Annotated in this window: 25 protein-coding genes; 10 read left to right on the forward strand and 15 right to left on the reverse strand. The window is 43.9% G+C overall.

Annotation, left to right across the window (positions count from 1 at the left end):
- Positions 1 to 142 precede the first annotated feature (142 nt).
- The 6 genes from ACHZC4_RS12295 to ACHZC4_RS12320 all read left to right on the forward strand — a co-directional run bounded on the left by ACHZC4_RS12295 (position 143) and on the right by ACHZC4_RS12320 (position 4,208).
- Positions 143 to 466, forward strand: a complete 324-nt coding sequence (locus tag ACHZC4_RS12295; RefSeq protein ID WP_394754154.1) for a hypothetical protein — start codon at positions 143 to 145, stop codon at positions 464 to 466.
- A 143-nt stretch (positions 467 to 609) separates the two neighbouring features.
- On the forward strand, positions 610 to 1,092 hold the full coding sequence (locus ACHZC4_RS12300; RefSeq protein WP_394754156.1) for a hypothetical protein: 483 nt from the start codon (positions 610 to 612) through the stop codon (positions 1,090 to 1,092).
- An 84-nt stretch (positions 1,093 to 1,176) separates the two neighbouring features.
- Entirely contained in the window at positions 1,177 to 1,878 is a 702-nt protein-coding gene (locus ACHZC4_RS12305; protein WP_394754157.1) for a hypothetical protein, read from the forward strand.
- Between the two features lie 69 nt (positions 1,879 to 1,947).
- The gene (locus ACHZC4_RS12310; protein ID WP_394754158.1) at positions 1,948 to 3,021 is read left to right on the forward strand and encodes a hypothetical protein; all 1,074 of its coding nucleotides are present in this window, start codon (positions 1,948 to 1,950) and stop codon (positions 3,019 to 3,021) included.
- Between the two features lie 160 nt (positions 3,022 to 3,181).
- Positions 3,182 to 3,607 carry a hypothetical protein gene (locus ACHZC4_RS12315; RefSeq protein WP_394754159.1) on the forward strand — a complete coding sequence of 142 codons (426 nt, stop codon included), beginning with the start codon at positions 3,182 to 3,184 and terminating at the stop codon, positions 3,605 to 3,607.
- A gap of 349 nt (positions 3,608 to 3,956) precedes the next feature.
- Positions 3,957 to 4,208: a type II toxin-antitoxin system ParD family antitoxin gene (locus ACHZC4_RS12320; RefSeq protein ID WP_394754160.1), complete on the forward strand. Its 252-nt coding sequence runs from the start codon at positions 3,957 to 3,959 to the stop codon at positions 4,206 to 4,208.
- A 96-nt stretch (positions 4,209 to 4,304) separates the two neighbouring features.
- Here ACHZC4_RS12320 and ACHZC4_RS12325 read toward each other — a convergent pair whose 3' ends face one another.
- The 11 genes from ACHZC4_RS12325 to ACHZC4_RS12375 all read right to left on the reverse strand — a co-directional run bounded on the left by ACHZC4_RS12325 (position 4,305) and on the right by ACHZC4_RS12375 (position 13,483).
- The gene (locus ACHZC4_RS12325; protein WP_394754161.1) at positions 4,305 to 4,778 is read right to left on the reverse strand and encodes an MOSC domain-containing protein; all 474 of its coding nucleotides are present in this window, start codon (positions 4,776 to 4,778) and stop codon (positions 4,305 to 4,307) included.
- A gap of 26 nt (positions 4,779 to 4,804) precedes the next feature.
- Entirely contained in the window at positions 4,805 to 5,899 is a 1,095-nt protein-coding gene (gene thrC, locus ACHZC4_RS12330) for a threonine synthase (RefSeq protein ID WP_394754162.1), read from the reverse strand.
- Positions 5,900 to 5,902: 3 nt separating this feature from the next.
- On the reverse strand, positions 5,903 to 7,213 hold the full coding sequence (locus tag ACHZC4_RS12335) for a homoserine dehydrogenase (protein WP_394754163.1): 1,311 nt from the start codon (positions 7,211 to 7,213) through the stop codon (positions 5,903 to 5,905).
- A 43-nt stretch (positions 7,214 to 7,256) separates the two neighbouring features.
- A complete protein-coding gene (locus tag ACHZC4_RS12340) occupies positions 7,257 to 7,811 on the reverse strand; it encodes a hypothetical protein (RefSeq protein WP_394754164.1) in 555 nt (184 codons plus the stop codon).
- Between the two features lie 142 nt (positions 7,812 to 7,953).
- Entirely contained in the window at positions 7,954 to 9,138 is a 1,185-nt protein-coding gene (gene alaC / locus ACHZC4_RS12345) for an alanine transaminase (protein WP_394754165.1), read from the reverse strand.
- Positions 9,139 to 9,252: 114 nt separating this feature from the next.
- Positions 9,253 to 10,023 (reverse strand): 3-deoxy-manno-octulosonate cytidylyltransferase, encoded by a 771-nt coding sequence (kdsB, locus tag ACHZC4_RS12350; protein WP_394754167.1) that lies wholly within the window; start codon positions 10,021 to 10,023, stop codon positions 9,253 to 9,255.
- Complete coding sequence (locus ACHZC4_RS12355; protein ID WP_394754189.1) at positions 10,020 to 10,211, reverse strand: Trm112 family protein; 192 nt, start codon at positions 10,209 to 10,211, stop codon at positions 10,020 to 10,022. Before ACHZC4_RS12355 ends, kdsB begins: the two co-directional genes overlap by 4 nt.
- On the reverse strand, positions 10,211 to 11,197 hold the full coding sequence (gene lpxK / locus ACHZC4_RS12360; RefSeq protein ID WP_394754168.1) for a tetraacyldisaccharide 4'-kinase: 987 nt from the start codon (positions 11,195 to 11,197) through the stop codon (positions 10,211 to 10,213). Before lpxK ends, ACHZC4_RS12355 begins: the two co-directional genes overlap by 1 nt.
- Positions 11,194 to 11,631 carry an ExbD/TolR family protein gene (locus ACHZC4_RS12365; RefSeq protein ID WP_394754169.1) on the reverse strand — a complete coding sequence of 146 codons (438 nt, stop codon included), beginning with the start codon at positions 11,629 to 11,631 and terminating at the stop codon, positions 11,194 to 11,196. Before ACHZC4_RS12365 ends, lpxK begins: the two co-directional genes overlap by 4 nt.
- Positions 11,615 to 12,250, reverse strand: coding sequence for a MotA/TolQ/ExbB proton channel family protein (locus ACHZC4_RS12370; RefSeq protein WP_394754170.1), 636 nt, complete (start codon positions 12,248 to 12,250; stop codon positions 11,615 to 11,617). The genes ACHZC4_RS12365 and ACHZC4_RS12370 overlap by 17 nt, the downstream gene beginning before the upstream one ends.
- A gap of 78 nt (positions 12,251 to 12,328) precedes the next feature.
- Positions 12,329 to 13,483 (reverse strand): MFS transporter, encoded by a 1,155-nt coding sequence (locus tag ACHZC4_RS12375; protein ID WP_394754171.1) that lies wholly within the window; start codon positions 13,481 to 13,483, stop codon positions 12,329 to 12,331.
- Between the two features lie 190 nt (positions 13,484 to 13,673).
- On the opposite strand from ACHZC4_RS12375, the gene lplT reads away from it, so the two are divergent.
- Positions 13,674 to 14,828, forward strand: coding sequence for a lysophospholipid transporter LplT (gene lplT, locus ACHZC4_RS12380; RefSeq protein WP_394754172.1), 1,155 nt, complete (start codon positions 13,674 to 13,676; stop codon positions 14,826 to 14,828).
- 342 nt (positions 14,829 to 15,170) lie between these two features.
- Here lplT and hda read toward each other — a convergent pair whose 3' ends face one another.
- From hda to arsC, 4 genes are read right to left on the reverse strand one after another with little or no spacing between them, the layout of a single operon-like run.
- Positions 15,171 to 15,878 (reverse strand): DnaA regulatory inactivator Hda, encoded by a 708-nt coding sequence (hda, locus tag ACHZC4_RS12385; RefSeq protein ID WP_394754173.1) that lies wholly within the window; start codon positions 15,876 to 15,878, stop codon positions 15,171 to 15,173.
- Positions 15,878 to 16,237 (reverse strand): DUF2069 domain-containing protein, encoded by a 360-nt coding sequence (locus ACHZC4_RS12390; RefSeq protein ID WP_394754174.1) that lies wholly within the window; start codon positions 16,235 to 16,237, stop codon positions 15,878 to 15,880. Before ACHZC4_RS12390 ends, hda begins: the two co-directional genes overlap by 1 nt.
- On the reverse strand, positions 16,234 to 16,827 hold the full coding sequence (gene wrbA / locus ACHZC4_RS12395) for an NAD(P)H:quinone oxidoreductase (RefSeq protein ID WP_394754175.1): 594 nt from the start codon (positions 16,825 to 16,827) through the stop codon (positions 16,234 to 16,236). The genes ACHZC4_RS12390 and wrbA overlap by 4 nt, the downstream gene beginning before the upstream one ends.
- 12 nt (positions 16,828 to 16,839) lie before the next feature.
- Positions 16,840 to 17,190 (reverse strand): arsenate reductase (glutaredoxin), encoded by a 351-nt coding sequence (gene arsC / locus ACHZC4_RS12400; RefSeq protein ID WP_394754176.1) that lies wholly within the window; start codon positions 17,188 to 17,190, stop codon positions 16,840 to 16,842.
- Between the two features lie 76 nt (positions 17,191 to 17,266).
- Here arsC and ubiA point away from each other — a divergent pair, with 76 nt between their 5' ends.
- The 3 genes from ubiA (at position 17,267) to ACHZC4_RS12415 (ending at position 19,809) form a co-directional block, all read left to right on the forward strand.
- On the forward strand, positions 17,267 to 18,151 hold the full coding sequence (ubiA, locus tag ACHZC4_RS12405; RefSeq protein ID WP_394754177.1) for a 4-hydroxybenzoate octaprenyltransferase: 885 nt from the start codon (positions 17,267 to 17,269) through the stop codon (positions 18,149 to 18,151).
- Between the two features lie 74 nt (positions 18,152 to 18,225).
- The gene (locus ACHZC4_RS12410) at positions 18,226 to 19,122 is read left to right on the forward strand and encodes a 1-aminocyclopropane-1-carboxylate deaminase/D-cysteine desulfhydrase (RefSeq protein WP_394754178.1); all 897 of its coding nucleotides are present in this window, start codon (positions 18,226 to 18,228) and stop codon (positions 19,120 to 19,122) included.
- Positions 19,123 to 19,125: 3 nt separating this feature from the next.
- Positions 19,126 to 19,809 (forward strand): class I SAM-dependent methyltransferase, encoded by a 684-nt coding sequence (locus tag ACHZC4_RS12415; RefSeq protein WP_394754179.1) that lies wholly within the window; start codon positions 19,126 to 19,128, stop codon positions 19,807 to 19,809.

Consider the following 19,809-nt stretch of genomic DNA (forward strand, 5'->3'; position numbering starts at 1 on the left):
ATTATAACTAAACTTGATTCCGTAAGATAAAAATCTAGCCGCGAGTTTTTGCGTACATACCTTATATTAAAGTGGTTTTAAACTATGCTTTATAAGCAGAAAAAAGTTTTATTAAAGTCATATTTTTAAAGGATAAGTGTATATGCCATATAGAAAAATTTCAGATAGAGAATGTGTGATCCAAGCCATAAATGAATTCACTGAGCTTGGTCAAGTGGCCTTTCTAGGCAAATATAAAGGCGGTCGAGCACTAAGGTATTTTCTGCTTTACGAGGGTCAGCAATATAATTGCAGATCCATACTTTGTGCGGCTTATGCGCACCAATTCAAACATCCAATTCCTCGCCGTCAAATGAATGATCCAAAGAACAGTATTAGCGATGTGCTTAAAAGGCTGGGTTTCGATGTTTTAGATAACAGAGCTGATAATGTAACTTCAGGCGTATTCAAGGATATGCCACATTAATGGGAAAAAGTTCGTAGGATGTTGCTAAACGAAGTGAAGCGTATCAATAGCGAGCAATGCACCCCTGCTGAATAGGCACATCCTACGGCCTTTGTTACCTAAAGGCCAGCCCCTTAACAAAACGTTAGCCAATGAGATTACAAATGGAAAAATATTTTAGCCCGTGGTTCTACTGGAATGATAGAAACCAGTATTGTGGAATTAAATTCCCTGGAGTTTATGTGGTAGCCGAATCAAAAGACGACATTTCCGAAACAGAATTCTCCTTTCGCGAAGAAATAATCTATGTAGGAATGAGCAATGCAGTAAAAGGACTGGAGGGGCGACTCAAAAGTTTCGACAACACTATCCAATTCCTAGATAAACCACCTCAGCATGGCGGTGCAGACCGTGTTCGATACAAGCACCAATGTTACAAGAATCTTGTTAAAAATTTATACGTTTCTCTTCGCCATTTTCGATGTTTTCCTGCAAATGAAACAGCTAAAGATCTCCGCACAATGGGCAAGGTTGTAAACGCCGAGTATCAATGCATGGCGCAGTGCGTAGAAGAACTCGGTGCTTTGCCAGAATTCAATCGTAAAAAAGAATCCGCAAAGTACAGTCGTAGTTATAAGCAAGGCTAACCCGGCATTCGAGCGGGACGCCGCGAAAGCGCGGCGCCTCAACTTCACGTTAGTTTAATAATTTATTAAAATCAGGGAAAAATAATGGAACACCACGAAAAGAGGGCAATTCTAGTTTTGGAATCGCCATGGGAAATGTATAAAAGTGATGCGAATAGATCTAGCGTCCTTCCGTTTATTGAAGGAATTGCTAAAATGACTGGCGACACGGAGGTTTACCATGCAAATTTCTACGACAAAAATAGCTTTAAACAAGCTTTAAATTGTCTTTGTAGGACAAGGTTCAACAGTACAACGATCTATATTGCTGCTCATGGCAACAAGAACACAGTTGGAGGGGTCAAAATAGTTGATGTTTTGCACCTTATCGGAATGAAGTCAAGAGAGTACAACATTACCGGTATCATGTTTGGAACCTGTTTGGTAGGGGGGAACACCACAGCTATGGAGGTTTTTGTGGAAGGTACAAATCTTAAATGGTGTGCAGGTTACTCCTCTACATCAACGTGGTTCGAAGGGACTCTAATTGACTGTGCTATTCTTGCAAGCATGTCAAAACTAGACTCAGAAGATTTTTCAGATGAATCGATACTAATTGATAGATTTGTACAGGCTCTCGCGCCTTTTTCAAACACATTTGAAATTGGAAAAGATTGCAAAAAATATTTAGTTTGCCTTGAAGATTCGATGCAATTTGTAATTCAGCCTAGCGGGCAAGGTAAACATGCTAAAACTGTCAGTAGCGACGTATTTGAGACGAAAAAAGAGTATGAAATGTGCATTTAGAAAAATATTCTATTAAGAGCAGCAAACCTTTATTTTCAAAAATTAATCTAAAGTAATCAGAGAAATACTATGTATGGGGATCATTGGGATAATTTTATGGATAGCCTGAATCGGGAAAGCAATATTCCGATAAGCACATTATCTTGGCATGACTTTTTAAATAGCTTAGAGCCCGAAAGTAATCATCAAAGCAATACATTGTTACAGCGGCTCGCAAGCATTGAAAATACGCCCGATATTTATTGGTATCCCGGAAGCTCTAATGACTTAACGCCTTTACTGCTTGATGTACCCAATAGTCCACTTCAGAGAAGATTGTTCAGAATGAACGGGGAATCTGAAGAGCCCCCGCTCTTGCTGTGGATGAGCACAAACTACGATGGGCTAGAATTTTTTCCAGATTACAGCCAGCTGGGCAAACCTTTAAAGCTTCACTTTGATGAGATATGGAAAGAATATCGTGGAACAGCTACTTTAGGTAGACGCAAAGAACGCTATAAGTTACCTGGAAACGGAAAGCTGACTCTATTTACAGCAATTATAAAAAACCAATGGCAAGGAATACATGATCGAGAAGAAGAAGGTGATGAATATTTGGTATGCTTTTCGCCATGCGATTCACTATTTTTGCTGAAAAAAATATTTTCTAAATATAACTTTCATTTGTTTTTTGTAGCGCTTATTTCACAAGATGGTTTTGCACTTCATAAAGAAGGTTTTAATCAATATAAACTGCCAGATTATATCAAGTGTATTAATGGAGTTGGCCCCGTAGATTTCTGGGCTATAGATATATATGGTCAACGTGAAGATCATCCGGGCGAATATATTGGAGGGCCTATAAATTGGGGTTGGCCACCATCAAGACTGTTTGGAAGACCGGGTGTATCTTATTTACGTGAACCGCGACCTTATCGGATTGGAAGTAACTGGTCAAAAATAGTTTGGGATATCGACTATTCTGACCCAACTCGAGCATATTTCGAAGAACTCTCGTATTCCGAATGGCTATATACTAAACATAAAGCCACTGTAAGAGCCAAAAGAAACGTTCCAAAAACCAAGGCTGAACTAATTGCCTTGGAGATTGATGAAATTTTTGCCAATAGACTCATTAAAAGAGTAAGGGGGAGCGGCTTATGAACTTATGCAACAATCTGGCTTTATTGGAGAGACTCAGTCTCAGTAATCACATATGGCTTTTCAAACTTAGGGGTTCTTAATAATGACAATCAAAATTTCCTGTGTAACGTGTGGCGTCCTGATTCTTCCCTATACTGCGGAGAAAACTGGAGGGGTTTGCATGTCGTGCAAAGATGGCTGGAAGGGAGTATTAGTGGAGTCAAAGATTCGGCAAGATCGAGAAAAGAATACACCCCAGAAGTTTCAGGAAAATATCACAGGATTTATTGTTGAGGTCATAACAAAAAATCAGGCTCCCATCGATTATGTGTACGACAATAAATGGAAAATACTACAGGCAAATGAATCATTCATAGGCTATTTTTGGCAGATGACGGAGCGACAAGATGATGGAACTTTCCAAAAAGCGCATATTCGCGAAACCCGACTTCGTGATATAGACAAGAAAATTTTTTCGTATGGTGGAGAAGCAGTTTTCTCCTATGATGAGGTTTTAATTACTATTCGGGCATTACGAGGGCCTGACTCTAATAACCGCTTTCTTTCAAAAGAATTCAAGAAATACGAAACATGGAATGATGGGTAAAAGAGCCTTACATTACTATTTCTAGGAGCAAAACCAATAATCGAGAACAAACACGTTTTGGCCAGCGACTTGACCAGGATTGATGCTCATGTGATAAAGCCTGATGAATACGAAGAAATTCCTGAATTTACGGACGAATTTTTTGAGCAAGCTGATCTGCGCTTAGACAGCAAACTAATCCGATCCAGTCGACCAAAAGCTTAAAGCCGTAAAGCGAAACCCAAACCACCGATTTCACCGACAGCTAACCTATAAATATTCCATCGTCTGCTCTGTTTGCTATTTTATTTTTCTTCCGCTCAGTTTTGATGTAAAATTACATCAATAATGCACCTTTAGAGGAGGATTAATGATACGACAAAGCATTTCTTTTACTGCACCTAACGATAAATGGCTAAACAATCTGGTTGAGCGCGAGGAATATTCCAGCAAAAGCGAGATTGTAAACGACTTGATAAGAAAAGCGCGGACACAACAACGCGAGATTGAACTGATACGCGCCAAACTCATTGCTTCAGAAAAAAGTGGCTTTGTTAACCAGACCGTCGAGGAAATCCGAGCAGAGTTCAAGACAGAGTTACGGCGTAATGGCGAGCTATAAAATCACAGAGGCTGCAAAAGAAGACCTCAGACGCATCAACAGTAATCGGCTTGGCACATTGCGATTGTTTTATGATTTCAATCATATTTTAGGGCGCTAAACGGCCTCAATAACATCCCCAACACTAACCACACCGCCCGAAATAACTTTAGCCCGCAACCCTGCTTTGTGCATCATGTGCAGCAACACTTCAGGGCCTAAGATTTTGGCCAGATGCCCACATGGCTCACATAGACGTATGCCTTTTAATTCAGTATCGCCGACTTTAAAATGCACACCCACCAACGCGTTTAAATCTACATTTTGGGTAACCAGGTTTCGCCTGAAATCGCCATAGCCGTAGCTGAACAAAAAATCATTCTCGGTGTTGAAGCGGTCAATCTGTTCCGATTCAATCAAGGTAACTTCTTTATCAGCTTTACCCTTGAGTATTTCCGAAAATGTACCATTTTCCTGATAATAACGATCTCCAACAATACCTTGGCCCACCTGCAACTCTGCATGTTCTAGAGAGATCGTTTGGGCTTTAGCATTCGGGGCAATATAAATGGCTAGAAGACTACCGTGCATTAGCGCCCCTTGTTGATTTTTACTGGTTACAAAATATCCAAAATTGCCCGCTTAACCGCGTCCAAATCTGCATCAATGGTAATCGGCTTGGCATCTGCACATTGCTTGATAGCAATATCCGGATCCTTAATGCCATTGCCTGTTAGTGTACAAACAATCGTGCTGCCTTCCGGTATCTTGCCAGACTTAATATCCCGCAAAGCCCCCGCTATAGACGTTGCCGAAGCCGGTTCACAGAAAATACCTTCGTATTGCGAGAGCATTTTTTGTGCAGCCAAAATCTCATCATCGGTAAACTTATCAAACCAGCCACCGGATTCCTGTTGCGCGGCCATGGCAAAATCCCATGACTGCGGACGGCCAATACGAATGGCCGTTGCCACGGTTTCAGGGTTATCAATCGGATGACCTGCCACAAACGGCGCAGCGCCTGCCGCTTGATATCCGCACATCACTGGGCGTTTGTTAGTGACAGCTTTGTGAGTGGCGCTATCGGTAGAGTATTCTTTATAACCTTTCCAGTAGGCACTAATATTACCGGCATTGCCCACCGGCAAACAGTGGTAATCGGGCGCTCTGCCTAAATCGTCGACAATCTCAAAAGCGGCGGTTTTCTGGCCTTCCAATCTAAACGGATTGATGGAATTAACAATCGTTACCGGCGCTAACTCAGCCACTTCTTTTACCAAACGCATGCCGTCATCAAAGTTGCCGTTAATTTGGATGATGGTGGCGTTGTACATTAATGTTTGCGCCAGTTTGCCTAAGGCAATCTTACCATCAGGAATTAATACAAACGCTTTAATGCCTGCGCGTGCCGCATACGCCGCAGCGGATGCCGAAGTATTACCGGTAGATGCACAAATTACCGCCTTGCTGCCTTCTTCCACCGCTTTGGTAATCGCCATGGTCATGCCGCGATCTTTAAACGATCCGGTCGGATTCAAGCCTTCAAACTTGACGTATATCTTTACGTCTTTACCGATCATTCTAGGAATATTCTGTAGCTCAATCATCGGCGTATTGCCTTCCACCAAGCTGATAACGCGGGTGGTAGGGCTTACGGGTAAACGATCTCGGTAGCGGTCAATCAGACCTGTGTAGCGTGTGTGGTTAGACATGGATTATCCTAAGGTTTCCAAACGGATGCGGTTAACTTTTCCGGTAACGGTTTGCAAGGCTTCGATTTTGGCAATCGCAGCGTTCATTTCTTGTTCGCGGGTGATTTGTGTGAGCAGAATAATCGGCACCACGGTTTCACCTGTCAACGGTTGTTTCTGAATCAGGGCTTCAATACTGATTTGATGGTCGGCCAAAATCTTGGTGACATCGGCCAATACGCCTGGCTTGTCTTCAGCGCTTAAACGTAAATAATAGGCGGTCTTAAAATTATCGGCAGACAACACCGGAATATCCACCAGGGCATCGGCCTGAAACGCCAAATGCGGCACACGGTTTTCAGGGTCGCTGGTTAAAGCGCGCACTACATCAATGATATCAGCTACCACAGATGAGGCCGTGGGTTCAGCGCCAGCACCCGCACCGTAATACAAAGACGGGCCTGCCGCATCACCTTTAACCACTATCGCATTCATCACCCCATCAACATTGGCAATCAAGCGGCGTTCAGGGATAAGAGTTGGATGCACACGCAGCTCTATGCCCTCAAGTGTTTTGCGAGCAATCGCCAAATGCTTGATACGATAGCCTAATTGCTCGGCGTATTCGACATCCGCACGGGTAATCTGAGTGATGCCTTCGGTATAAATTTTTTCAAACTGCAATGGCATGCCAAACGCTATGGAAGCCAGAATAGTCAACTTGTGGCCTGCATCAATACCTTCAACATCAAAAGTCGGATCAGCTTCGGCATAACCCAACGCCTGGGCTTCGGCTAATACATCGTTGAAATCACGGCCTTTGTCGCGCATTTCAGTGAGGATGAAATTGCCGGTGCCGTTAATGATACCGGCCAGCCATTCAATATGATTAGCGCTTAATCCTTCACGTATAGCCTTAATAATCGGAATGCTACCAGCAACAGCAGCCTCAAATGCTACTATTACGCCTTTTTCACTGGCTTTAGCAAAGATTTCATTGCCATGCAGGGCAAGCAGGGATTTATTGGCGGTCACCACATGCTTGCCATTGGCTATGGCTTGCAGCACCATGTCTTTGACCACACCGTAACCACCAATCAACTCAACAATAATATCGATGTCAGGATCATTGATGATTTCGAAAGGATCTGTGGTTAAGGCGATGCCTAGTGTGTCGCAGATACGGGCTTTGCTTAAATCTTTCGCGGAGGCACGGGTGATGACAATCTCCCGGCCAGCACGGCGGGCAATTTCTGCCGCGTTGCGTTTTAATACATTTACCGTACCGCCACCGACAGTACCCAAGCCTAATACACCTACTCTTACCGGTTTCAAAGCTAACTCCAGTTACAATATTTTTATGGATTTATGATGAATGCTAATTCAGCACATTTAGCACAACATTTTTAGGCAATTGTGCTTTCAATTTTTTAGCGATAGCATCATTAAAGTTTTTTTGTTTTTCAACGTACAATTCAACACGATTTTTGCCCAAGTTAATATCAGACGAAAAATTAATTTTTGCATGCTTAAGTAACGCTTGGGCATTAGTGCGTTGTCTTCGCAGTTCAGCTAAAGATATCGCAACATAGCGAACTTCAATACTCTCAGCCAGCTCTTTGTTCATGTATGCAATCATAGGCCTTTTAGGCGGCATAGAAAATTGAGCCACTAGCGTCGATTTTTCGGGTTTATGTTCGGTAAAAAAACCTGCAAATGTTTTAGGATTATCCATAACCAATTTTTCTTCTGCATCAAACAAGACACCAAGTTGTATACCTTGTTTCTTCAATTTAAAAATTTCCTTAGCTTCTTCAATGCTAATGCCAAAATTAGCGGCATATGTCTTCAAATCGTAGTTTTCTGCCATAGCTTCCGCAGATAGAACAATGGTCAAGGCTATAATTAGACGGCTAGTTTTCATGTACATCATGGCTATTCCTACAGGTTATTGAAAGAAAGTTTCACACATTCACCGTGTCACCACAAAATATCTTCAAACCAATAATGCCTAATTTGCCAAGTGCCATGGTGTCTAACCCAACAGTAACAGACTTTCGGCTAAGAAAGATGGCCTAAACCACCCCATCTTTTTTCATCATAGTACGAATACCCCGTACCGCCTGCCGAGTACGATGCTCGTTTTCAATCAAACCAAAGCGGACGTGGTCATCGCCATACTGGCCAAAGCCCACGCCAGGCGCTACCGCAACTTTGGCTTCCAGCAACAGTTTTTTAGAAAATTCCAACGAACCCATCGCTTGATAAGCTTCAGGAATTTTTGCCCATACGAACATGGTCGCTTTGGGTTTTTCTACCGGCCAGCCCGCGGCATTCAAACCGTCACATAACACGTCGCGACGCTTTTGGTACATGGCAGCAATCTCGCGCACGCAATCTTGTGGACCTTCTAAAGCCGCAATCGCAGCAATCTGTATCGGGGTAAACGTGCCATAATCCAGATAAGACTTGATACGCGCCAACGCTGAAACCAGCTCTTTATTGCCGCACATAAAACCGACACGCCAACCAGGCATATTATAACTTTTGGACATGGAGAAGAACTCCACGGCAATATCTTTTGCGCCTGCAACTTGCAAGATAGACGGAGCCTTATAGCCATCAAATACAATATCCACATAGGCAATATCTTGTACTACCCAGATATTATGCTCTTTCGCCAAGGCAATGATTTTCTCGAAAAAATCCAGTTCCACGCATTGTGTGGTGGGATTTCCTGGAAAATTCAAAATCAGCATTTTAGGTTTTGGCCAGCATTCAACGATGGCTTTTTCTAATTCATCAAAAAAACCCAGCTCCGATGTCATTGGTACGTGGCGCAAATCTGCACCGGCTATCACCACGCCATACGGATGGATCGGATACGCAGGATTGGGTACTAATACCACATCGCCAGGGCCTAAAGTGGCCAACGCCAAATGCGCCAAACCTTCTTTAGAACCAATCGTCACAATGGCTTCGGTTTCAGGATCTAAATCGACATCATAACGATTTTTATACCAGTTGCAGATGGCACGACGTAGTCTTGGAATGCCTTTAGATACCGAATAGCGGTGAGTATCGGGGCGTTGCGTGGCCTCAATCAATTTATTGACGATATGCGGCGGCGTGGGTTGATCGGGGTTGCCCATGCCAAAATCAATAATATCCTCACCTGCTGCCCGCGCCTTGGCTTTTAGTTCGTTGACGATATTGAAAACGTAAGGCGGTAATCGACTTATTCTATGAAATTGTTCCATTTACAGCTCTTGGCAAACCGGTGTGTGGGTTAAAGAAAAAAGTAGTCTTTGTACTGTTGTTAAGACAAGTTGTCAAATTATGCGCATGTTAGAGCAACGATAGGACGAGGTGATTTAATGTTTACCAGCAAAAACACGTTCAACACGCATGAGATCATCCTCGGTATCTACACCCGCAGGCGGTGCATGGTCTACCGTTGTAACGGCGATAGCTTCACCGTGCCACAAAATCCTGAGTTGTTCCAACGATTCAACCGTTTCCAGAACCGATGGCTGCCATTGGCAATAACGCTGTAAAAATCCCACGGTATAAGCATACAGGCCGATATGTCTTAGCGTTGGCATGTTGGCAGAAGACAGTTTGTTTGATAGCGCAAAACCGTCCCGATTCCACGGAATAGCCGCACGGCTAAAATACAGCGCATAACCGAGTTTATTCACCACGACTTTTACCGCATTCGGGTTGAAAATCTCTTCTATCTCAGTAACAGGTGTTGCCAATGTGGCAATACCGGCGTGTTGCTGATTTGCTAAGGTTGCCGCCACATCACGGATGTACGCCGGTGGAATCAACGGTTCATCACCTTGCAAGTTAACGATAATATCGCCAACTGCCCAGCCACATAGCTGGGCAACTTCGGCAATGCGTTCAGTACCACTTTGATGATTAAGATTTGTCATCACAGCTTTAATGCCCTGCGCAATTACCGTCTCTGCGATGCGCTCATCGTCGGTAGCGACAATGATGTCATCGGCATTGGCTTCTTGCGCCCGCTCGCAAACATGGGCAATCATCGGTTTGCCTGCAATCAGGCGTAACGGTTTGCCAGGCAAGCGCGTTGAGCCGAACCTAGCCGGAATGACCACTTTAAAGCGTAAGCTCATTTGTATAGAGCGTCGACTTCTTCGCTGCTTAAGGCGCGGGCTTCATCTTCCAGCATAACCGGAATATCATCTTGTATGGCAAACGCCAAGCGGTCGGGGCGGCAGATCAACTCCTGCTGGTCTTTTTTGTACATAAGCGGCCCCTTGCAGATCGGGCAGGCGAGTATATCAAGCAGTTTTTTATCTATCATACATGTTTAGTTTTGAGTAAATGTAACAGTTGCTCAGCAAATTCGGCTGTTAATACAGCGTTAACTGGCACATACCAATGCTGATGCGTTGCAAAGAGCGTACATTTTACCGCATCTTTTTCGGTCATTAATACCGGCTTGTCATCTTGGAACGTTATATCGTGTTTTAAGAACCGATGATGATCGGGAAAAGCGTGTGACTCACAAGCGATACCGGCGGCTTGGAGCGATTTAAAAAACCGATCCGGATTGCCGATTCCAGCCAATGCGTGGCAAGCAATGCCTGCAAATGCCGACAACGGTTTTTGTTCACCAGTAGTGATATTAACAGCGACAGCACCAGTGAGTTGCATAGAAAATTCATTGTCTTGCGCTTTGCCGCCATTAACGACGACCATATCGACGTGTTTTAACCGACTAATGGGTTCGCGTAATGGCCCTGCCGGTAGGCAAAAACCGTTGCCAAAACGCCGGTCGCCATCAATCACAGCAATTTCAATATCTCTGGCCAGCGCGTAATGCTGCATACCGTCATCGGACAAAATCACGTTACAATCGAATTGCGCCAATAATAAACGTGCCGCATCGGTTCTTAATGCGCCAACCGCCATTGGGCAAGCGCTTTGGCTGGCGATTAATACCGCTTCATCACCCACCAAGGTGGCATCGGTTTGTGGCGTAACGATCTGTGGCCACGATGTTGCTTTACCACCGTAACCTCGGCTAATAATGCCGGGTTTATAGCCGGATTGCTTAAGCAACTTAGCAATATAAATAACTAACGGTGTTTTGCCGGTACCACCCACCGTAATATTGCCGACAATAATAACCGGTGCGGGTAAACGCTGTTGTTTAAGTACGCCGACGTGATACAACAAGCGGCGCACACCGACACAAGCTGCAAACACCCACGCTAAAGGCAGCAATACTATGCCGAGTTTTGCGCCTTTATGCCAGAAAGCCGGTGCCTGTGTGGGCATCATTTGTCGTCGTGTTCTTCCTGCGTGGCAAAAGTAATATGGGTAAAACCCGCTTGGCCCGCAAAATCCAGTGCGGTAATGACATATTGGTGCGGGGTTTTGTCATCAGCCTTGATAATAAAAGGTTCTTGGGAGGCGGTTTCAGCACGTTTGCGCAATTCGGCCAACAAGGTTTCTTTTTTCTGATCCGATAATTCTTCGGGTGTACCGTCTTGGTTTTCCAAAAAATAATGGCCTTCTGCATTAATCAGCAGCGTCACCATTTTAGGTTGTTCTTGGGTTTGTTCGCCTGCGGCTTCTGGCAATTTTATACTGATGCCCGTCTGTTTGTTAAAGCGGGTCGATACCACAAAAAACAGCAACAATACAAAGACGACATCAATCATCGATATCAGGGTGATATCGAGTTTTTCCTTAGTTTTACGCCGAAATTTCATCAAGTTCCTCTTCTTCGCGGTCACCTTGCAGAATGTCAACTAAACGCAGCGCTTCACTTTCCATATCAACGACGTATTCATCGACTAAACGCTCAAAGTAGCGATGGAAAATTAAGCTGGGAATACCAATTACCAAACCTGCTGCCGTCGTAATCAGTGCAACTGAAATACCACCGGCCAACACGCTAGGATCGCCCGAGCCATGTTGCATCAAGGATGAGAAAATATCGATCATACCAAATACCGTGCCCAATAACCCCAACAACGGACTGATGGTTGCGATGGTTCCCAGTGGATTTAAAAAGCGTTCCAGCTCATGCACAACCTTACGCCCTGCTTCTTCGATACATTCTTTCATGACATCACGGCCTAAATGCCGATGAGAAAGACCTGCGGCAAGCACCGCACCCAGTGGTGAATTGGTGCGTAAACGGTGCAACAGAACGCTGTCTATTTTTTCTTCGCGGGACAGTTTCCAGACTTGCGGCACCAATTCCGCAGGCACCACTTTATTTTTTTGCAACGACCAGAAGCGTTCAACAATGATGCCCATTGCACCAATGGAACAAATTATAAGTGGCCACATCATCCAGCCACCGCTCTTTATAATTTCAAACACATCAATTCCCTAAGATTCAATAGCCTTGATTGAGTAACGTAAGACATATATACAAACAACATAGTTTATGAGCTAATTCTAGCTTAATGCGCGATTATTTTCCCGTTCTAGCCATAAATAAGTCACTACAAAAGCAATCACACAACACAATGCGGCTATGCTGTAAACAAACTGTGGCCCCAATACGTTCCAGTAATGGCCACTGTAAAGACTGCCGATCATGCCACCCAAACCAAAACTCAGACTACTGTACAGGGCTTGTCCCTTGCCTTGATGTTGTTCACCAAAGTATTTATGCACCAGACTAATGGCAATCACATGCGTGCTGCCAAAGCTTGCCGCGTGCAATAGCTGGGCAATCACCAACCCGATTAAACTGTTAGCACACCAGGCGATCATCAGCCAGCGAATAGCGGATAACAGCAGGCTTAGCAATAATAAGGTTCGCAAGGAAAAATATTTCAACAAGCGCTGCATAGCTATAAAAAGAACAATCTCAGCACAAACCCCTAATGCCCATAAAAAGCCGGTTAGCGTAGAGCTATAGTGATAGTCGGCAAGATAAATAGAATAAAACACATAATAGGGGCCATGAGAAATTTGCAATAATACATTCACCGCGAAAAACGCCAATACTTCCGGCTTTTTTAAAATATTCATCAAACCAATAGCCGCGATTTTATGCTTAATCGGCTTAGCTTCAGGGGTGATCAAGGTTGTAATCCATGAACCCACTAATAAAATCGCAATAATAATCGGCAACCGGGTAATCGGCTGATTGTCCAATAATCGGCCTATCCCTAAAACGGCAATCACAAAACCTACCGAACCCCAAAGTCTGATTTGGCTATAACGTTGTGTCTGGTTCTTTAAATGAAACAACGTCACTGCTTCAAATTGTGGCAAAGATGCATTCCAAAATAAACCAAAACCAGCGGTGATTAACGCTAACTCCACATAGTTCTGCGGAAATAAGAAATAGGCAAAAATTAACACCGTATACAACGAAGTCATACGAATGATAGGCAGGTTTTTGCCAGTCCGATCAGCAATATAGCCCACCAAATTGGGCGAAATAATACGTGTTCCTACAATGAGCGCCGAAAACTCACCAATTTGCATTGCATTAAAACCGCAATGCTTAAGATATAAATTCCAGTAGGGTAAAAAAGCACCTAAAGTGGCAAAATAAAAAAAGTAATATCCAGACAGGCGAAAATAGGGAATAGGCATTTGGTTTTGGTTGACACTAATTAACAAGCCTGGTTTATTGGCTGGGTGAGGTTAAATTCTGATTATGATACAGGCCTTGAAGTTTCGTATTACTGAGCTTACAGATTGTGAACAGTAATTACCGACTATCAATCTAAGGTAATATAGACGTTATTCTATCAGCCAGTAGCCTGCGCTTTTACACATTATCATGCCAAAAAAGACTTATATTTTATTGATTGCCCAATTCTTATCTGCCTTTGCTGATAATGCCATTTTATTTACCGTCATTGCGATGGTGATGCAAGCCAGCGATAAAGCCAGTTGGTATATTCCTGCGTTGCAAAGCTCGTTTTTAATTGCCTATGTGGTGCTGGCTCCCTGGATGGGCAGTTTTGCCGATCATCATCCTAAAGCCCGGGTGTTAATCATTGCCAATCTCATTAAAGCCGCAGGCGCAGTTTTATTGCTGTTGAACATAGAACCTTTAATAGCTTATTGCCTAGTGGGCGTGGGCGCTGCTTTGTACAGCCCAGCAAAATACGGTATTTTGCCAGAATTGGTCGGCCATGATTATTTGGTCAAAGCCAATAGCTGGATAGAAGGCTCAACCATTTTAGCGATTTTATTGGGCATGGTAGTGGGCGCTAAAGTTGCCGATTATTCGACGCAGTGGGCGTTGATTGGCACGATAGTGCTGTTTCTCATATCGGCCTGGATAGCCGGGTATTTACCCTTACAGCAACCCAAAAAAGCGGCCTCAGGGTCAAAAATATTAGCCTTTGGCCAACAAATGGGAAGCTTCTTTACTACACCACGCTCGCGTTTCGCTATTTTGGGTGGCTCTTTGTTTTGGGCATCTGCCGCTACTTTACGCTTGATCATTGTCGCTTGGGCACCGGCAGTATTAATGCTAAAAAGTGCCAGTGACATCGCCCAGTTAACCTTATATTTAGCGATTGGTATTATTGTTGGCTCAGCGGTTGTACCCCGTTTGATTCCTCTGGAGCATTTACGTCGCGCTAGAATTGCCGCTTACCTGATGGCCATACTGATTGCTGTACTAAGCTTAACCACAAGCATTTGGCCAGCGCGCGCTGTATTGTTTGTAATCGGCATGATGGGAGGTATTTTTATTGTTCCGATTAATGCGGTATTGCAGGAACTTGGCCAACACAGCATAGGCAGCGGCAGCGCCGTTTCGTTGCAGAATTTTTTCCAAAACCTGGCAATGTTGCTAGCGGTAGGTGGGTATACCTATGCGGCGTCATTACAGGTATCACCTGTAATGACGTTAGTCGCAGTAGGCGGATTAGTCTTTGTGGCTACATTTGCCGTGGCTTTAAAACTGCCCAAATCTCAGTAGTACTCTCGCTGGGCAAATAACTCTACTGGCGTCCAATTGTTGTCATCACTGAGCCTCATGATATCTTTGCAAATTATAAAAACAGCGACAAACTTAAAACCGAACCGCGCAAGATTAATCCGTTGGTTTGAGCCTGTGAAATCATGGGCGGAGTGCGCCATGCTATAAGCTTGGCCATAAAAAACCCGGCTACACACATAAGCCGGGACACTCAATAAGGCACACCGTTCGGCCTGAGCTTGTCGAAGGGTTTACGGTTTGCCGCACATGGTTCGACAAGCTCACCACGAACGGCACACCTTCACCTGTCCCGCCTTAAGTTGGGAGCCAAAAACCACACGCTTAGTCTGCGTCAGCTTTATTGTTCAGAATCTGTTTCAAAAAAGGCCGCGTTAATTTGCGTTTAGCAATCAGGGATGCCCTGTCTAAAGTATCCAAAAGCTCCCATAAGGATTCTAAATCCCTGTGGTAATGCGCCAACAAAAAATGTCCTGCCGCGGGTGAAATATCGATACCCATTTTATCCGCTTTAAAAATGAGGGCATTAATACGATCCTGGTCTGATAAAGACTGTAACTTTAAAGCCAGCCCCCAATTGAGCCGGGTTTTGAGATCATTTAACTGCACATCTATGAGACTGGGTGAACAGGAAGCCGACAGGATTAATTTGTGCCCCAGATCGCGTTGTTGATTAAAGAAATTAAAGAATGCCAACTCCCAGTCAGCATGCCCAGCGATGTGTTCAATATTATCAAAACTTACTAAATCACATCCTTCAATGCCATTAAATACATCAATATCGGTAAGATTGGCTGGCGATAAATCATAATAAAACGAACTCAAGCCACGTTGCTGCGCTTCATGACAACACGCCTGCAACAAATGGCTTTTGCCCTGCCCTGACTGCCCCCATAAGAAAATCTGCTGTTCGCCACTCCCCGCAATGCAGCGTTGTAAATGATTAACAATTTCCTGATTGCCTCCTACGAAAAAATCATTAAAGGTTTGGTTGGCTCTGAATTCAAAATGTAAAGGAAGCTGTTCGGCCATTACGAAGGGTGTTTTCCTACAAATCGGACATAAAACGTGGTTCCGAAAAATAACATTAAACTGAATAATACCTCTAAGGCAAAATACCAACGCTGATCTGAGTTGACATAGGTTTCTGCTGCACCGTGGATAAAGTACGCCAAGCTAATATAAGCAGCCCACGCGCAACTTCTTTTATTGCGATTTAATAAGCCGCGCATAGGCAGTAATAACGGCGTAACGGTAATTACCAGCATTAATGCCACCGGAAATTTGGAAGTATGCGTCCCTAAAACAGTGTTCCATAACATCAGCCAGATAAACAGGCCAAAAAATCCTAGCAGAGACAGATAGTAATAATAGCTGGGATTTATTTTCATGGCTGTTTTAAACGCTGTGCCGTTTTAGCCAAGCGTGATCCTAATGCGCGGCATAAGGTTTTTTCATGCTCGGTTAACTGGCCATATTCCGAAGACAGATGACTAGGTCCGTAAGGTGTACCCCCTGAGGTAGTTTCGCGCAATGCAGTTTCGGCGTAAGGCAAACCTAATACCAGCATACCGTGGTGCATTAACGGCAGCATCATCGATAATAATGTACTCTCTTGCCCTCCGTGTAAACTGCCCGTTGACGTAAACACACCTGCTGGTTTACCGGTTAAGGCGCCGGAAAACCAAATTTGCGTTGTGCTATCAATAAAATATTTAAGTGGCGCAGCCATATTGCCAAAATGCGTAGGGCTGCCCATTGCCAAGCCATCACAGCTGGCAAGATCATCTAGCGTGGCATAAATTGCCCCTTGCGCTGGAATACGTTCGGCAGTTTTCTCGCAGACGGCAGAGACATCCGGCACGGATCTAAGCACCGCTTCTGCATTAGGCACAGCTTCTACACCTCTGGCAATATGATTGGCCATCTCGGCTGTTGTGCCATGGCGGGAGAAATACAGGATCAGGATTTTTGTAGGCATTGCGTATAGCCGTTATTTTAAAATAGTCAGAACCGCTTCGGGTGGACGGCCAATAGCAGCTTTGCCATTGGCGATCACAATAGGCCGTTCAATGAGAATAGGATAGTCAACCATAGCCTTAATCAAAGCAAGTTTATCCAGAGATTTGTCTTCCAGGTTGTTGGCCAGATATTCAGTTTCTTTTTTACGCATAAGCTGGCGTGGCTCTATAGCCAATTTTTGCAAGATGTCGTCTAGCTCCTCAACGCTGGGGGGCGTTTTGAGATATTCAATCACCTTTAGCTCAACACCCTGATCTTTTAACAATTGCAAGGTTTGCCGCGATTTGCTACAGCGTGGATTATGATAGATAGTTGCATACATGAGTGACACATCCCCATTATGAAAGGTTTATAATAGTAACAGTTTCAATAAGAAAACGCTTTTATAAGGTGCAAGTTTGGTATCGGTAGCGCTTAAAGATCGAATCATCGATCGCTTAACACAATATGGGGTATTAGCTCGACTTAATAAACCCATTGGTATTTTAATCTTATTATGGCCGGCACTGTGGGCATTATGGGTTGCCAGTGACGGCAAGCCCGATCTGCTGGTGTTAACCGTGATTTGCCTGGGTGTGATATTAATGCGTTCAGCGGGCTGTGTGATTAACGACTATGCCGACCGCGATTTTGATCCGCATGTAGAGCGCACTAAACAACGCCCCATTGCAGCGGGCAAAGTCACTCCCAAAGAAGCACTGATTGTGTTTGTGGCGATGTGTTTGTGTGCGTTTGCTTTGGTATTGTTACTGAATATCTACACCATTTTGCTATCTTTTGTTGCGGCATTTCTGGCGGCCAGCTACCCGTTCATGAAGCGTTATACCCAATTACCGCAGGCATATTTGGGGATTGCTTTCGGCTTTGCGGTCCCCATGGCATTTTCGGCACAAACCAACAGTATTCCTGCCATTGCCTGGGTTATGTATCTGGCGGTAGTGCTGTGGGCTTTAGTCTATGACACTATGTATGCCATGGTAGATAAAGACGATGATTTAAAAATAGGGATTAAATCAACAGCCATTTTATTTGGTGATTATGACCGTCATATTATGGCTGTGTTACAGTTAATCATTTTGGGATTACTGATAAGCGTTGGGCACATGGCACAATTAGGCGCTTTTTATTATAGCGGACTTTTGGTGGCCGCCGGTTTGTCGGTGTATCAGCAACAACTCATATTGCATCGTGAAAAAGCCTTGTGTTTCAAAGCATTTTTAAATAACAATTGGTTTGGTATGGCGATTTTTGTTGGTTTATTGCTGGATTATTTACTACGCTGAAACGTTTAGTTTTTCGCCCTGGAAAAGAATTTTTCCTCATCTTGTATTATTTACTATAAAGCAGTCTATTCTTTATGTTGCCGAAACTGCTTAGCCTTGAAAATACCTTTAAGCCATCATTACTCGTTCAAATAAACGATGTACGCTTTAATCAACATCAAGTTGAGCTGTGGATTAAGCGCGACGATTTATTGCATCCCATTATTTCCGGAAACAAGTGGCGCAAGCTGAAATACAGCCTGGATCATGCCTTATCCTTAGGAACAGATACCGTTATCAGCATGGGCGGCATGTATTCCAACCATTTGCATGCCTTAGCGTATATCGGCAAGATATTGGGCCTAAAAACGATAGGTCTTGTGCGCGGCGAGCAGCCTTTGATATTAACCCCAACTTTACGCGACGTGCAGGATTGGGGAATGACATTAAAGTTTGTTTCACGTACCGACTACAGAGCCTTGAGGCAATACCAAGATTTTGATAGTTTTCCGGATTTAAAGCCCGCTCAGTATTGGTTGCCAGAAGGTGGCGCACAAGTATTCGCTTTAAAAGGCGTGGCAGAGTTAGTACACGAAATCAACATAGCCTACGATACGCTTTGCGTGCCCTGTGGCACAGGCGCTACGTTGGCGGGGATGGCGGCGGCAGTGCCTGACAATGTTTCGGTGATTGGTTTTGCAGCGTTAAAAAATGCCGAATTTTTACGTACAGATGTTGCCGCATTATTGGCGCAACCGCTTAATAATTGGCACATAAACCTGGCTTATCACTTTGGTGGTTTTGCCCAAAAAGATGCTTCATTAACCGCGTTTATTGAAGATTTTAAATTACAGCATAAGATTTCTCTCGAACCTGTTTATACCGGCAAAATGATGTATGCACTCTATGATTTGCTTCAAAAAGGATATTTTAAGCCAGGGCATCGTATTATTGCCGTTCATACGGGCGGGCTACAAGGAAACAGGAAATAAGCCATGAATAGAATATTAGAACCGGAGTTGATGGAAGATGAAGATCAGGTAAAAGCCTATGCCGAAGCTGATTTTGATATTCCGCATAACCAATTTATTACCCGCTTAGACCATTTTATTAATGGCGCGCAGTTTGGCGGCGTAGCTTTAGACTTAGGCTGTGGGCCGGGCGATATCAGTTGTCGATTTGCCAGCGCGTATCCTCTTAGTAAAATCCATGCCGTCGATGGCTCTGAAGCAATGATTCACTTTGCCAGACAACAAACCCCGGACGATGTTAATCGACGCATACGTTTTATCTTAGGCATGTTACCTGATGTGATGTTACCGCAGTTAAGTTACGAGCTTATTTTCAGCAATAGCCTATTGCACCACTTGTATGATCCTCAAGTGTTGTGGCAGGTGATAAAAAAATATTCCAAACCGGGAACTCATATTATTATTATGGATCTCTTACGCCCTGACAACATTGAATCTGCACACGCTTTAGTGAGTACTTACGCCGGAAACGAACCGGAAATTTTGCAGCGTGATTTTTATAATTCCTTGCTGGCAGCGTTTACACTGGCTGAAATCAAACAACAACTCAAGCATGCAGCGTTAGATTTGAGCGTTGAGCAAATAAGCGATAGACATGTTTTTATTTCAGGTGTTATACCTGGCGCATATTTTAATAAATGGACATAA

The sequence above is a fragment of the Crenothrix sp. genome, assembly GCF_043729335.1.
In the GTDB taxonomy this organism is placed as follows: domain Bacteria; phylum Pseudomonadota; class Gammaproteobacteria; order Methylococcales; family Methylomonadaceae; genus Crenothrix.

Coding starts and splice junctions, on each gene's coding strand:
- thrC (WP_394754162.1), bottom strand. CDS start 5,899: ATGTCTAACCACACACGCTACACAGGTCTGATTGACCGCTACCGAGAT.
- wrbA (WP_394754175.1), bottom strand. CDS start 16,827: ATGCCTACAAAAATCCTGATCCTGTATTTCTCCCGCCATGGCACAACA.
- ACHZC4_RS12390 (WP_394754174.1), bottom strand. CDS start 16,237: ATGAAAATAAATCCCAGCTATTATTACTATCTGTCTCTGCTAGGATTT.
- ACHZC4_RS12295 (WP_394754154.1), top strand. CDS start 143: ATGCCATATAGAAAAATTTCAGATAGAGAATGTGTGATCCAAGCCATA.
- ACHZC4_RS12305 (WP_394754157.1), top strand. CDS start 1,177: ATGGAACACCACGAAAAGAGGGCAATTCTAGTTTTGGAATCGCCATGG.
- ACHZC4_RS12410 (WP_394754178.1), top strand. CDS start 18,226: ATGTTGCCGAAACTGCTTAGCCTTGAAAATACCTTTAAGCCATCATTA.
- ACHZC4_RS12300 (WP_394754156.1), top strand. CDS start 610: ATGGAAAAATATTTTAGCCCGTGGTTCTACTGGAATGATAGAAACCAG.
- ACHZC4_RS12365 (WP_394754169.1), bottom strand. CDS start 11,631: ATGAAATTTCGGCGTAAAACTAAGGAAAAACTCGATATCACCCTGATA.
- ACHZC4_RS12310 (WP_394754158.1), top strand. CDS start 1,948: ATGTATGGGGATCATTGGGATAATTTTATGGATAGCCTGAATCGGGAA.
- ACHZC4_RS12325 (WP_394754161.1), bottom strand. CDS start 4,778: ATGCACGGTAGTCTTCTAGCCATTTATATTGCCCCGAATGCTAAAGCC.
- arsC (WP_394754176.1), bottom strand. CDS start 17,190: ATGTATGCAACTATCTATCATAATCCACGCTGTAGCAAATCGCGGCAA.
- hda (WP_394754173.1), bottom strand. CDS start 15,878: ATGGCCGAACAGCTTCCTTTACATTTTGAATTCAGAGCCAACCAAACC.
- lpxK (WP_394754168.1), bottom strand. CDS start 11,197: ATGATGCCCACACAGGCACCGGCTTTCTGGCATAAAGGCGCAAAACTC.
- ACHZC4_RS12315 (WP_394754159.1), top strand. CDS start 3,182: ATGTCGTGCAAAGATGGCTGGAAGGGAGTATTAGTGGAGTCAAAGATT.
- ACHZC4_RS12320 (WP_394754160.1), top strand. CDS start 3,957: ATGATACGACAAAGCATTTCTTTTACTGCACCTAACGATAAATGGCTA.
- ACHZC4_RS12340 (WP_394754164.1), bottom strand. CDS start 7,811: ATGATGTACATGAAAACTAGCCGTCTAATTATAGCCTTGACCATTGTT.
- ACHZC4_RS12415 (WP_394754179.1), top strand. CDS start 19,126: ATGAATAGAATATTAGAACCGGAGTTGATGGAAGATGAAGATCAGGTA.
- kdsB (WP_394754167.1), bottom strand. CDS start 10,023: ATGAGCTTACGCTTTAAAGTGGTCATTCCGGCTAGGTTCGGCTCAACG.
- ACHZC4_RS12375 (WP_394754171.1), bottom strand. CDS start 13,483: ATGCCTATTCCCTATTTTCGCCTGTCTGGATATTACTTTTTTTATTTT.
- alaC (WP_394754165.1), bottom strand. CDS start 9,138: ATGGAACAATTTCATAGAATAAGTCGATTACCGCCTTACGTTTTCAAT.
- lplT (WP_394754172.1), top strand. CDS start 13,674: ATGCCAAAAAAGACTTATATTTTATTGATTGCCCAATTCTTATCTGCC.